Source organism: Nocardioides sp. CCNWLW239 (assembly GCF_037137035.1).
Lineage (GTDB): Bacteria > Actinomycetota > Actinomycetes > Propionibacteriales > Nocardioidaceae > Nocardioides.
The window spans coordinates 882137-894712 of the sequence record NZ_JBBBNW010000002.1; the positions used below are offsets into that span (position 1 = coordinate 882137).

Genomic DNA, 12576 nt, shown 5'->3' on the forward strand with positions numbered 1-12576 from the left:
TGGGGGCGACCCTTCCCTTTCGGTTGTACGCGTCCTGACGCCCGCCCGCAGGAAATTTGTTTCACGTCCAAGTAACTGTCCGGAATCCGCTCACCCGCGCTCGGCTGAGCTCAGCCGACGTTCTGCAGCCGCGGCAGGATACGGTCGAGCCACCGCGGCAGCCACCAGGCCCGCGCGCCGAGCAGCCGCATCACCGCGGGCACGACGAGACACCGCACCACGACCGCGTCGAGCAGCACCGCCACCGCCATCACGAAGCCCATCTCCTGCAGCATCCGGTCCGGGCTGAACCAGAAGGCGCCGAAGACCACGACCATGATCGCCCCGGCTGCGGTGATGACGCCGCCGGTGTGGGCCAGCCCCTCGCGTACCGCCTCCTGGGCATCGCCGCTGCGCAGCCACTCCTCGCGCATCCGCGAGATCAGGAACACCTCGTAGTCCATCGAGAGCCCGAAGACGATCGCGAAGGTCATCACCGGCAGGAACGCCTCGATCGGCCCCGGCTCGACCCCGAGCAGCCCCTCCTGGAAGACGTACGTCATCGCCCCCATCGAGGCGCCGATCGAGATGAGGTTGAGGACGGCCGCCTTGATCGCCACCGCGACCGAACGGAAGACGCACATCAGCAGCAGCGCGGAGAGCCCGACCACGAGCCCGATGAAGAGCGGCAGCTTCTCGCTGACGGCGTCGGAGTAGTCGATCAGCGCCGCGGTCGAGCCTCCGACGAGGACATCGTCACCGAGGTCCTCGCGCAGGTCCTTGACCAGCTCGGTGGTCGCGGCGTCCTGCGGACCCGTCTCCGGGAAGGCGATCGACGTGAACACGGCCCCGTCCTCGGACGGCTGCGGTGGCGTCACGGCAGCCACCCCGGGGTAGGTCTGAAGCTTCTCGTACGCCGCTGCCGCCTCGTCCTGCGAGCCCTCCGTCATGATGATCAGCGGACCATTGGCGCCGGGCCCGAACTTGTCGCTGACCAGGTCGTACGCCTTCCGGGTGGTCGAGGAGGCATCGTCGTTGCCCGCGTCGGCGAAGCCGAGCTGGAGACCGAGGACCGGGGTCGCGAGGGCGCCGAGGGCGACCAGAGAGACGACCAGGGCGGCCCACGGGTGCCGCTGGACGCCGCCGGCCCAGGCGCGCCAGCGCTGTCCGGGCTCGCGGCGGGACCGGGCGGCATGGCGGCGTACGGACTTCTCCAGGCGCTTGCCGAACAGGGTCAGCAGCGACGGGAGCAGGGTGACCGCGGCGATCATGGTCATCAGGACGGTGAGCGCGACGCCGAGCACGACGCCCTGGATCGAGGTCAGCTGGAGCACGTAGAGGCCGCAGAGCGCCAGGATCACGCTGACCCCGGCGAAGAGGACCGAGCGCCCGGCGGTGTCGATCGCGGTCGCGGTGGCGTCCTCGCGGGTGGCGCCGCCGAGCAGCTCGCTGCGGTAGCGGGAGAAGACCAGCAGGGCGTAGTCGATGCCCACGCCGAGCCCGACGATCATCAGCATCGGTGCGGTGTAGTCCGGGATCGTGGTCACGTGGGAGAGCAGGGTGACCACACCGAAGGTCGTGCCGACCGCGAGGATCGCGGTGATCAGCGGCAGGCTCGCCGCCAGGAACGAGCCGAACATGAACAGCATGATCACCAGCGCGGCGAGCATCCCGATGCCTTCCGAGCTGCCGCCCTCGCCCTCGTTCACCTCACGCATCGAGTCGCCGGCCATCTCGATCTGGAGGTCGTCGGTCGTGGTCTCGTCGGCGATCTCGAGGAAGGGCTCGTAGGCGCTGATCGGGAGCTCGCCGGGCTCGGCGTCCATCACGACGGTGGCGAGTGCGGTGGTGCCGTCCTCGCTCACCGAGCCGCGCTGCGGATCAGGTGCCGTCACCGACTCGACGTGAGGCACCGCGGCGAGGTCCGCGAGCAGCTCGTCGACCGCCTGCTCGTCGGTGTCCCAGCCGCGCTCGTCGTGGATGACCGCGCGCACCTCGTCGCCGGTCGAGCCGCCGTGCTTCGCCTGGAGGTCGGCCATCTCCTGCGACTGGGTGCCGGGGATGTCGAAGGAGTTGCGGTAGTCCTCGCCGATGCCCTGCGCCGCCGCCGTCACGCCCACGAGCACCACCACCCACAGCAGCAGCGCCGTCCAGTGATGGCGTTGGGAGAAGGACGCCAGCCGCCGCAGCGGACTGGGTCTCGTGGTGGTCTGTGTCGTCATCATGTCTCCTTCTCGATCTCGCCTGTCTACCTGTAGACAGACAACATGTATGAAGACAATGTACGCCGGGCTGTGTAGGCTGTCTACATGAAAGCCGACGCCCTCCGTGGCCACCTCGACTCGCTGATCCTGGCCGTCGTCGAGAAGCAGCCCCTTCACGGCTACGCGATCATCGAGGCGCTGAGCGCCCGCAGCGGTGGCGAGCTCGACCTCCCCACCGGCACGATCTACCCGGCACTGCGCCGCCTGGAGAAAGCCGGCTACCTCGACAGCTCCTGGTCCGAGGTCGGCGGCCGGAAACGCCGCACCTACGAGCTCTCCTCCGCCGGCCGCAGCGCCCTCGCCGCCCACCGCCAGGAGTGGCGCACCTTCTCCCAGGTCGTCTCCGGCGTGCTCGGCGAAGCCTGACCCCAGCCGAGACGTCGCCCCCGTCGACCGAGACGTCAGCCCCGTCGACCGAGACGTCAGCAAGCGTGACCGAGATCGCAACGGACCACAAGCGTTTCAGGGGATTCCCTGATGTGGTCGGCACGCCGGCGCGGAGAGGATGGCTCCATGAGCGCCGTCGACGTCTACCTTGCGGATCTGCGCGCTGCGATCCCCGGTCCGAGCTTGACCCGGCGCGACCTGCTGCGCGAGGCAGGCGATCACCTCGAGGACGCGACCGAGGCCTACACCGCGGCCGGCTACACGACCGCCGAGGCGGAGGCCCTCGCGCTGCGCGACTTCGGCGACGTCGACGACGTCGCTCCCGGCTTCCGCGACACCGTCGCGATCGGCGCGGCCCGACGTACGGCGCTCCTGCTCGTCCTCGTCATGATCCCGCAGGCGTTCCTGTGGGACGGCGGGATCGACCTCGGCGCGAGCGCCCACTCCGTCGCCCCGAACACCGGCCTCTTCCACGCCCTCGACCTCGTGATCGGCTACGTCGGCACCGCGGGCGCCCTCGGCGCCGTCATCGCCCTCGCGGCGACCGCGACCGGCCAGCGCTGGTTGCGGATCGGGCGGCGTACGGCTCGCCTGACCGCGTTCTGGTCGCTGGCCATCGCCGTCCTCGTACCCGTCATCGGCTTCACCATGCTGGCGCTGACCGGCGGGCTCACCGTGTTCCTGGCCCTCAGCGCGCTCGCCTTCATGGCGGCGCCGTTCGCCGCGGTCGCCCTCTCCGCCCAGCGCACCCTCGCCGCCTGCTGACCGAGACGTCAGCCCCGCCGGCCGAGACGTCGCCCCCGCCGACCGAAGCGTCACTCAGGTCGGCCGAGACGTCACCACATGCCACGTCGGCCGACGCGCGTGACGCTTCGGCCGACGTAGGTGACTTCTCGGATCAGTCGAACTTGCGCTTCTGCCGCGGCTTGCGGGGCCGCTCGCCGGAGCCGGAGTCGGACTTGCCGTAGCGGGACGGGCCCTTGTCGAACCGACCGCCCGAGCGCCGCACGGGGGCGCCGCCGGAGTCCTCGGAGAGCTCGATGAGCTTGCCGGAGATGCGCGTCGACTCGAGCGCCTTCCAGGTCTCGGGAGCCAGGTCCGCGGGGAGCTCGACCAGGGAGAAGTCGTTGCGGATCGAGATGTTGCCGAAGTCGGCGCGGCGCAGGCCACCCTCGTTGGCGATGGCACCGACGATCTGGCGCGGCTCGACCCGGTGACGCTTGCCCACCTGGATCTTGTAGGTCGCCAGCGGCTGCCCGTTGCCGCGCGAGCGCGACGACTCGCGACGCTCACCGGACCCACGCTCGCCCCGGTCGTCGCGGTCGCGACGGCCCCGGCGGTCCTCGTACGCAGGCTTCTCGGGCTCCGGCTCGAGCAGCAGCGGCTCCTCGCCGTGGAGCACGGCGGCGAGCGCGGCAGCCACGTCGACCTCGGGCACGTCGTGCTCCTCGACGTAGTGGCGCACCACGTCGCGGAAGAACTCGATCTTCTCGCCCTCCTGGAGGGCGGCGGTGATGCCGTCGTCGAAGCGGGAGAGACGGGTCGCGTTGACCTCGTCGACCGAGGGCAGCTGCATCTGCTGCGGCGATGCCTTGGTGTGCTTCTCGATCGCGCGGAGCAGCCACCGCTCACGCGGGGTGACGAACGAGATCGCGTCGCCGGTGCGACCGGCGCGGCCGGTGCGGCCGATGCGGTGGACGTAGGCCTCGACGTCCGTCGGCAGGTCGTAGTTGACGACGTGCGAGATCCGCTCGACGTCGAGACCACGAGCCGCGACGTCGGTCGCGACCAGGATGTCGAGCGAGCCGTCCTTGAGCTGGTTGACGGTCTTCTCGCGCTGGGCCTGGGCGATGTCGCCGTTGATGGCGGTCGCGGCGAAGCCACGCGCACGCAGCTTCTCGGCCAGCGACTCGGTCTCGGACTTGGTGCGCGTGAAGACGATCATGCCCTCGAAGTTCTCGACCTCGAGGATGCGGGTGAGCGCGTCGACCTTCTGGGGGTAGGACACCATCAGGTAGCGCTGGGTGATGTTGGTGGCGGTCTGGGTCTTCGCCTTGACCGAGATCTCCTTCGCGTCGCGAAGGTATTTCTTGGACAGCCGGCGGATCTGCGCCGGCATGGTCGCCGAGAAGAGCGCGACCTGCTTGTCCTCGGGGGTGTCGGCGAGGATGGTCTCGACGTCCTCCGCGAAGCCCATGTTGAGCATCTCGTCGGCCTCGTCGAGCACCAGGAAGCGCAGCTGGGAGAGGTCGAGCGTGCCCTTCTCGAGGTGATCCATGATCCGGCCCGGGGTGCCGACGACCACGTGGACGCCGCGACGCAGGGCGGTCAGCTGCGGGCCGTAGCCCTGGCCGCCGTAGACCGGCAGGATGCGTACGCCGTCGAGGTTGGATGCGTAGCGCTCGAACGCCTCGCACACCTGCAGGGCCAGCTCGCGCGTCGGCGCGAGCACCAGCGCCTGCGGTGCGTTCTGGTAGACGTCGAGGTTGGAGAGCACCGGCAGCGCGAACGCGGCGGTCTTTCCGGTGCCGGTCTGCGCGAGGCCGACGACGTCGCGACCCTCGAGCAGCGAGGGGATGGTCGCGGCCTGGATGGCGGAGGGCGTCTCGTAGCCGAGCGCCTTCACGGCCTCGAGGACACCGGCGGACAGACCGAGCGAGTCGAACGTCGGACCCTGCTCTACCTCCACGCTCGTCTCTTCGGGCGTGGGAGTGGTGGATACGGCAGAATCAGCGTCGGTGCTCACCCTCCAACGGTAGGCCCATATAGCACGATCTCGGCATTCCTCGGCGCGGTGGCCCCCGTCACTCGCCGGATCCGCTCGGTCAGGAGACGATGACCTCGTCGCCGACGGCGATCTCCCCGGGGTGGACGACGCCGAGGTGCACCGCCGCCCAGACCTTCCCGTCCCACTTGCGGTGGGCCGCGAGCGTACGCAGCGGGTCCTTCCCCTTCTCCAGGGTCTCCGGATCGATCGTGGTCATGACGCAGCGCGAGACCGGCGTGACCATCCGGAGGCGGACCGGTCCGATGGCGACCTCGCTCCAGCCATCCTCGGCAAAGGCCTTTTCCGCTCCCTCGACGACCAGGCTCGGCCGGAACCGCGCGACGGTGATCGGCTCCGGGCTCCAGTCGTCGATCGCCGCGACCGAGGCCTCGGTGATCAGCGAGACGGGCGAATCGTCCTGGAAGGCGGCGTGGTCCGAGACGCCGAAGCCGTCCTTGGCCTTGAGCACCCTCTGGAACGGGTCGTGACACCACACCAGCGATACGTCCTCGCGGTCGAGCACGCGGCGCAGCCACGCATCGACCTCCGGGCCCATCGGCCGCGCGCGCATCTTCACCTGCTTGAACATCGTGATGTCACGGACGCCCTCGGTCGGCAGCGCCACCTCGACCGCCTCGTGCCCCGGCGCGCTCAGTCGCAGGTCAGCACGGCCGCCCGTCGCCGGGGTGTCGGCAACGATGCTGAAGAGCTCGCGGGCCTCCCGGGCCGAGACGAGCTCTCCGTCACCGTCGACGACCATCCACTCTCGGTCCCCGACGATCCCGGCCCTCCCGACGTACGCCTCCTCCACCGGCCTGATCGCCGTCGACTTCACCGGATGGATGTTGATGCCCGCCAGACGCATGGCTGAACCCTAGGGGCGCATCACTCGACCGTCACCGACTTTGCCAGGTTGCGGGGCTTGTCGACGTCGTGGCCGAGGGCCTTCGCGGCGTGGAAGGCGATCAGCTGAAGCGGGATGGTGAGCAGGATCGGGTCGAGCTCCACCTCGTTCTTCGGTACGTCGACACGCAAGGCGTCGAGCTCGCCGAGGTCGACGTCGGGGTGGGTGACGACGACGAGGGGGCCGCGGCGGGCGCTGATCTCGTGGAGGGCTGCGACGTTGCGGTCGGTCAGCTCGTCCTGGGGCACGATCGCGACGGTCGGCACGGTCTCGGAGATCAGCGCGAGCGGGCCGTGCTTGAGCTCGGAGGTCTGGTAGGCCTCCGCGTGCCGGTAGGAGATCTCCTTCAGCTTCTGGGCACCTTCGCGCGCGACCGGGTAGCCGCGCACGCGTCCGACGAAGAACATCGACTCGGCCTCGGCCAGGCGCGCCGCGATCTCCTCGAGGTGCGACTCGCTCTTCAGGATCTCCTCGATCTGCGTCGGCAGCGCCTGCAGGCCGGCGATGAGCCGCTTCCCGTCGGCGATCGAGAGGTCACGGACCCGGCCGAGCTGGAGCGCGAGCAGCGAGAACGCGACGTACATGTTGGTCAGCGCCTTGGTCGAGGCGACCGCGATCTCGGGACCGGCGTGCAGGTAGATGCCGCCGTCGACGGCACGGGCGATCGCCGAGCCGACCACGTTGACGACGCCGAGCACCCGTCCGCCCTTGCGGCGGATCTCCTGGACGGCAAGCAGGGTGTCGATGGTCTCGCCCGACTGGGAGACGGCGACGTAGAGCGTGTCGGGCTCGATGATCGGGTTGCGGTAGCGGAACTCCGAGGCCGCCTCGGCGTCCGCGGGGACCCGGGCGAGCTCCTCGATCAGCCCGGCGCCCATCTGACCGACGTAGTAGGCCGAGCCGCAGCCCAGGATCTTCACCCGGCGGATCGCACGCAGCTCGCGCGGGTCGAGGTTGAGCCCACCGAGGTGGGCCGTGCCGAACCGCTCGTCGAGCCGGCCGCGCAACGCCCGCTCGACCGAGGACGGCTGCTCCAGGATCTCGGTGAACATCCGCGGCTCGTCGGCGAGCTCACCGAACTCGTACGCCGACGGGTCCACGTCGACCTCGCGAGCCGTGGTGGTGGTCGTCGTCAGGTCCTGGCGGAACGTGGTGAAGCCGGTCGCGGTGACGGTCGCCAGCTCGCCGTCGTCGAGGTGGGCGACGGTCGTGGTGTGGCGTACGACGGCCGCGAGGTCGGAGGCGACGTACATCTCCCCGTCGCCGACGCCGACGATCAGCGGGGACCCGTTCCGGGCGACGACCAGGCGGTCGGGGAAGTCGGCGTGGACGACGGCGAGTCCCCAGGTGCCCTCGACCTGGGAGAGAGCGTCGACGACCTTGCCCTCCAGACTGTCAGCAGTCGACAGTCCGATCAGGTGGGCGAAGACCTCGGTGTCGGTGTCGCTGGCCAGCTCGACGCCGGCCTCGGTGAGCCGCTCACGCAGCGAGGCGGCGTTGTCGACGATCCCGTTGTGGACGACCGCCACGCGACCGTCGGCCGACACGTGCGGGTGCGCGTTGGTGTCGTTGGCCGGGCCGTGGGTCGCCCACCGGGTGTGCCCGATGCCGACCTTGCCGGCGAACCGCTTCGGCAGGGCATCGACCAGATCGCGTACGCGGCCGGCCTTCTTCACCACCTGCAGCCTGCTGCCCAGCACCGCGACGCCCGCCGAGTCGTAGCCACGGTGCTCCAGCCGGGCCAGCCCCTCGGTGAGCAGGCTCGCAGCCTGCTGGGGCCCGATGTAGCCGACGATTCCGCACATGTGTCCTGTCCGTCCTATCCGTAGATGAGCCGACGCAGCTGCCGTTCGGTCAGCTGCGGTGCGGCAACGACCCGAGCCCGGAGCTCGTCGGCCAGCTGCGCGAAGATCGCGTCGTTCTTCGCGCCGTAGGTCTTCAGCTGTGCATGCCGACGGCGTACGTAGGCCTCGACCGGTTCGTCGAAGTACGCCACCACGTCCTCGATCACCCGCGCCGCCTCCGTGGGCGGAAGCCCGGTGGTCGCGACCAGGTGGTCGATCAGCGCTTGCTCGGCATTCACACGACCCACTGTGAAGCAGGTCAGGCACGACATTCAAATTTCTGCCCGATTTCGGGCAGAAACATCCACTTCATCGCGAAGTGGGGCACCGGACGCCCCCACGGCCCCATTCAGGCCCTCCAGGTGGAGCGCCCCACGCCCTTCGGCGCAGTACTTGGACATACGGGTGGGGGTGCGGTACCTTAGGTGAACACAAGGTGAACAGGAGGTGTCTGATGAACGGAAATAAAGTGACTGGCAAGCTCGAGCTTCGCTGGCTCCCTGTCGTCGACCGCCGCGGCCGTAAGCACATGGAGGCCCGCTGGGTCGAAGTCAGTGCGCCCGCGACCACTCGTCACGCTGCCTGACCAACACCCAACGCTTCCAAGGCCCGCTTCCCCACAGGGGGAGGCGGGCCTTGTGCGTTTGGGGATAGCGTTGCCACTGCAACCAATCTTCCGCCAGCGTCGAAGAAGCCCACGCGAGCGGGAACATTGGGAGATAGTCCCCCGTTATGATGCTTGCAGTTTCAACCAATTCTTCCAGGAGCACACCCATCATGGGCATTTTCAGCAAGAAGGACGCGGCCGCCGAGACCGAGTTCGACACCCCGACCGCCGCCATCGAGGACATCTCGGGTGACTACACCCTCGACGTCGCCCACACCCGTCTGGGCTTCTCGGCCCGCCACGCGATGGTGACCACCGTCCGCGGCTCCTTCAAGGAGTTCGAGGGCACCGCGACGATCGACACCGCGGAGCCGTCCAAGTCGAAGGTCTCCCTCACGATCAAGGCTGCCTCCGTCGACACCGGCAACGCCGACCGTGACGGCCACCTGCTCTCGGGGGACTTCTTCGAGAACGAGGCCCACCCCAACATCACCTTCGAGTCGACCGCGGTCGAGTTCGACGGCGAGACCTGGAACATCACCGGCGACCTGACCATCAAGGGCACCACCAAGTCGGTCACCGTCCCGTTCGAGCAGACCGGCTCCGCCAAGGACCCGTTCGGCAACACCCGCGTCGGCTTCGAGGGTGCCGTCGCGATCAACCGCACCGACTGGGGCCTCTCCTTCAACGCCGCCCTCGAGACCGGCGGCGTGCTCGTCTCCGAGAAGATCAAGCTCGAGTTCGACATCTCCGCGATCAAGAACACCGAAGACGCGGCCTGAGCGATCTGACCCACGCTGCGTCGGGGCCACCGGGGATCTCCCCGGTGGCCCCGACGCATCTCAGACATGACCTAGGGCGCGCCGGGGATGTTGTAGTGCTTCTCCGCGCCGATCCGGCCGACGCCGACGACGTCCACGGACGACGCGTCCCCCGTCGCTCCTCCGGCGAAGCCGACCTGATCCGTGCCGAGATCGACACCGCGCCCCAGGGCCGAGCCGGAGTCGTCGTCATGGTGGACCACGCCACCGGCAGCACGGTCGGCCGGAGACTCGACGTGCGCACGGCCGCTGACCACGACCGTCGTCCCGTCTGTCGTGACCGTCACCGCGGCGTCGCTCCCGGCCATCTCCCCCGAGATCGTCACCGGACCCGCCGGTCCACGATCCGGCGCCTTGATCGGCTCCGAGTCCGCACAGGCGACCCCGGCGCCGGCGACGACGAAGCCGCCTGCCGCGAGAGTCACCCCCATGGTTCGCCGAAGGCCCCCGAGGATCTTCGAGCTCATGTCGTTTCTCCTGTCTGCAGTGAGGATTCCAGGGAATGCGGGACCCCGTCAGCGTCCGCACCCGGCGCCCGAGCGCACGGGGATCGCGGCTGACGCGGACGGGGTCCCGCCGAGCGAGGCGAGCGCGTTCCTGGGCACGCTCATAGCCTCACCCATCGGACCGGGCGGATCAGCGGTCGCAGTCGACGCGCCGGCCTCACGCCCGGTGGTTGACCCGTGCCGACGACGCCCCCCGGCGTCCTGCCGCCCGCACGGATCCGTTGCTCATCACCATCACGCTCGGTCACCACCGCGCATCCGGCGGCGCGGGCCGTCGCGGTCCGGCGTACACCGTGGCCTCGACTGCTCGCCGAGGCCGTCACAGCCTCTTTGCCCACCATGGACGCTCCCGAGTTCGGTCCGGATCAGGCTCTTCAGTACTTGTTACGTACGTCGACGCACCCGCGTTGCAGTTATCCGACAAATAATGGAGAACTCCCGCAAACACGCCGACGAGGCGTGTTTGCGGGACTTTGCATCAGCAGACTTCAGCGCACCTCCGTGGTCGAGCTCAGCTCTTCCACGATGCCCTCGTCACCGGCATCGACCGTGTAGTCCGCCGCGACGGTGGCGTCCTCACCGTCCGGCACCTTGAGCGCCCTCAGGATCGGGGTCAGCACGACGACCACGACGATGTTCAGCAGGAACGCGGTGAGCGCGATGTAGATCGGGGTCTCCGTGCCCGGGAACGGCGCCAGCGGTCCACCGAAGTGCTCCTGCGTGGGCGAGGAGACGCCATAGGCGACGTACGTCCCGTACGCCATCCCGACCGCCCAGCCGGCCAGGACCGCCCACCGGTGGAACCACCGGGTGTAGAGCCCGACGACGATCGCCGGCAGCGTCTGCAGGATCCACACGCCACCGAGGAGCTGCAGGTTGATGGCGTACGACTTCGACAGTGCGAGCACGAAGATCAGCGCCCCGAACTTCACGATCAGGGACACGATCTTGGCCTGCTTGGCCTCGTCCTGCGGGGTCGCGTCGGGCTTCAGGTAGGCCTTGTAGATGTTGCGCGTCCACAGGTTCGCCGCCGCGATCGACATGATCGCCGCGGGCACGAGCGCACCGATGACGACAGCCGCGTACGCCACCCCGGCGAACCATGCCGGGAACTGGTCCTCGAAGAGCTGCGGGATCGCCAGCTGCGGGTTCGGCGGGTCGCCGACCATCACCCCGGCGGCCAGCGCGACGAACCCGAGGAGAGCGAGCAGACCGAGGAGGAAGGAGTACGCCGGCAGCAGCGACGCGTTGCGACGGATCACGTTGCGGCTGCGCGTGGAGAGGACTCCCGTGATGGAGTGCGGATACATGAACAGCGCCAGCGCCGAGCCGAGGGCGAGGGACGCGTAGGCCCACTGGCCGGCCGCCTGCGACGGGAACAGCGCCTTCGGTGCGGCGTCGCCGGCGGCGATCGCGTCGGCGTTCTCCGTGTTGAAGGTGTCGAAGCTGTTCTGGACGGTGTCGAAGATGTTGCCCCAGCCGCCGAGCTGGGACGGGATGTAGATGATCGCCACGATGATCACGATGTAGATCAGCGAGTCCTTCACGAACGCGATCAGCGCCGGTGCCCGCAGCCCGGAGGAGTACGTGTAGGCGGCCAGCACCGCGAACGCGATGAAGAGCGGCAGGTCCCGGATGAACCAGTTCGAGGAGTCGCTCTGCAGGCCCATCACCTCGAGCACGACCTCCATGCCGACCAGCTGCAGCGCGATGTAGGGCATGGTCGCGAGCAGGCCGGTGATCGCGACGGCCAGACCGAGGGACCTGGACCCGTAGCGTCCGACGACGAAGTCGGCCGGGGTGACGTAGCCGTGCTTGTGCGAGACCGACCACAGCTTCGGCAGGAACGCGAAGATGATCGGGTAGACGAGGATCGTGTAGGGCACCGCGAAGAAGCCGACCGCCGAGCCGGCGAACAGCGTCGCGGGGACCGCGATGAACGTGTAGGCCGTGTAGAGGTCGCCTCCGATGAGGAACCAGGCCACGAACGTACCGAAGCCGCGGCCGCCCAGCCCCCACTCGTCGAGGTTGTCCATCGACTTCGCCCGGCGCCAGCGCGCCGCGGAGAAGCCGAGGATCGTGACCAGCAGGAAGAGGAAGGCGAAGACGGAGACTGCTACCGCGCTCACTGGCCACCCTCCTTCCACGGGCGCCCGGCGGCGGCACGGTCACGCCGGAACGCGGCCTTGGCGACGAAGTAGGCGATGGTCGTGAACAGGACCGAGCAGGGGATGAGAGCGAGCTGGAACCAGAAGTAGAACGGGAATCCGGCGAGCGTCGGATCCTCCTTCGCATACAGCGGCACCGCGAGACACGGGACAGCTGCCGCGACGAGGAGGACCCCGACCAGGATCCACGATCCCTTGGACGAGGACGGCATGAGTGACCTCCGAGATCTGTCGAAGTGGGGTGGACGAACTGTGACGTGGCTCACATTCGCCTGTCCAGCCCTATTCACCCCGTCCGACGACGAGCGGTCGATCTGCCACGACGAACG

At 68.9% G+C, this 12576-nt stretch carries 11 protein-coding genes; 3 read left to right on the forward strand and 8 right to left on the reverse strand.

Features of this window, described 5'->3' with window-relative positions; genetic code table 11:
- Nucleotides 1-110 precede the first annotated feature (110 nt).
- On the reverse strand, nucleotides 111-2201 hold the full coding sequence (locus WBG06_RS10130) for an MMPL family transporter (protein WP_336736458.1): 2091 nt from the start codon (nucleotides 2199-2201) through the stop codon (nucleotides 111-113).
- Between the two features lie 87 nt (nucleotides 2202-2288).
- Here WBG06_RS10130 and WBG06_RS10135 point away from each other — a divergent pair, with 87 nt between their 5' ends.
- Nucleotides 2289-2609 carry a PadR family transcriptional regulator gene (locus tag WBG06_RS10135; RefSeq protein WP_183542863.1) on the forward strand — a complete coding sequence of 107 codons (321 nt, stop codon included), beginning with the start codon at nucleotides 2289-2291 and terminating at the stop codon, nucleotides 2607-2609.
- A gap of 147 nt (nucleotides 2610-2756) precedes the next feature.
- Nucleotides 2757-3395, forward strand: a complete 639-nt coding sequence (locus WBG06_RS10140; protein WP_336736459.1) for a permease prefix domain 1-containing protein — start codon at nucleotides 2757-2759, stop codon at nucleotides 3393-3395.
- A gap of 133 nt (nucleotides 3396-3528) precedes the next feature.
- On the opposite strand, the gene WBG06_RS10145 is transcribed toward WBG06_RS10140, so the two are convergent.
- From WBG06_RS10145 to WBG06_RS10160, 4 genes are all read right to left on the reverse strand, one after another.
- The gene (locus tag WBG06_RS10145; RefSeq protein ID WP_336736460.1) at nucleotides 3529-5376 is read right to left on the reverse strand and encodes a DEAD/DEAH box helicase; all 1848 of its coding nucleotides are present in this window, start codon (nucleotides 5374-5376) and stop codon (nucleotides 3529-3531) included.
- A gap of 79 nt (nucleotides 5377-5455) precedes the next feature.
- Nucleotides 5456-6262: an MOSC domain-containing protein gene (locus WBG06_RS10150; RefSeq protein ID WP_336736461.1), complete on the reverse strand. Its 807-nt coding sequence runs from the start codon at nucleotides 6260-6262 to the stop codon at nucleotides 5456-5458.
- A gap of 20 nt (nucleotides 6263-6282) precedes the next feature.
- Nucleotides 6283-8106: a glutamine--fructose-6-phosphate transaminase (isomerizing) gene (gene glmS / locus WBG06_RS10155; protein ID WP_336736462.1), complete on the reverse strand. Its 1824-nt coding sequence runs from the start codon at nucleotides 8104-8106 to the stop codon at nucleotides 6283-6285.
- Nucleotides 8107-8120: 14 nt separating this feature from the next.
- A complete protein-coding gene (locus WBG06_RS10160) occupies nucleotides 8121-8384 on the reverse strand; it encodes a hypothetical protein (RefSeq protein ID WP_336736463.1) in 264 nt (87 codons plus the stop codon).
- 538 nt (nucleotides 8385-8922) lie between these two features.
- On the opposite strand from WBG06_RS10160, the gene WBG06_RS10165 reads away from it, so the two are divergent.
- Nucleotides 8923-9534, forward strand: a complete 612-nt coding sequence (locus WBG06_RS10165; RefSeq protein ID WP_336736464.1) for a YceI family protein — start codon at nucleotides 8923-8925, stop codon at nucleotides 9532-9534.
- Between the two features lie 71 nt (nucleotides 9535-9605).
- Here WBG06_RS10165 and WBG06_RS10170 read toward each other — a convergent pair whose 3' ends face one another.
- The 3 genes from WBG06_RS10170 to WBG06_RS10180 form a co-directional block, all read right to left on the reverse strand.
- Nucleotides 9606-10040: a hypothetical protein gene (locus WBG06_RS10170; RefSeq protein ID WP_336736465.1), complete on the reverse strand. Its 435-nt coding sequence runs from the start codon at nucleotides 10038-10040 to the stop codon at nucleotides 9606-9608.
- Between the two features lie 527 nt (nucleotides 10041-10567).
- On the reverse strand, nucleotides 10568-12208 hold the full coding sequence (gene mctP / locus WBG06_RS10175; protein WP_336736466.1) for a monocarboxylate uptake permease MctP: 1641 nt from the start codon (nucleotides 12206-12208) through the stop codon (nucleotides 10568-10570).
- Complete coding sequence (locus WBG06_RS10180) at nucleotides 12205-12459, reverse strand: DUF3311 domain-containing protein (RefSeq protein WP_336736467.1); 255 nt, start codon at nucleotides 12457-12459, stop codon at nucleotides 12205-12207. The genes mctP and WBG06_RS10180 overlap by 4 nt, the downstream gene beginning before the upstream one ends.
- Nucleotides 12460-12576 lie beyond the last annotated feature (117 nt).

Coding starts and splice junctions, on each gene's coding strand:
- glmS (WP_336736462.1), bottom strand. CDS start 8,106: ATGTGCGGAATCGTCGGCTACATCGGGCCCCAGCAGGCTGCGAGCCTG.
- WBG06_RS10135 (WP_183542863.1), top strand. CDS start 2,289: ATGAAAGCCGACGCCCTCCGTGGCCACCTCGACTCGCTGATCCTGGCC.
- WBG06_RS10170 (WP_336736465.1), bottom strand. CDS start 10,040: ATGAGCTCGAAGATCCTCGGGGGCCTTCGGCGAACCATGGGGGTGACT.
- WBG06_RS10130 (WP_336736458.1), bottom strand. CDS start 2,201: ATGACGACACAGACCACCACGAGACCCAGTCCGCTGCGGCGGCTGGCG.
- WBG06_RS10150 (WP_336736461.1), bottom strand. CDS start 6,262: ATGCGTCTGGCGGGCATCAACATCCATCCGGTGAAGTCGACGGCGATC.
- WBG06_RS10180 (WP_336736467.1), bottom strand. CDS start 12,459: ATGCCGTCCTCGTCCAAGGGATCGTGGATCCTGGTCGGGGTCCTCCTC.
- WBG06_RS10165 (WP_336736464.1), top strand. CDS start 8,923: ATGGGCATTTTCAGCAAGAAGGACGCGGCCGCCGAGACCGAGTTCGAC.
- WBG06_RS10140 (WP_336736459.1), top strand. CDS start 2,757: ATGAGCGCCGTCGACGTCTACCTTGCGGATCTGCGCGCTGCGATCCCC.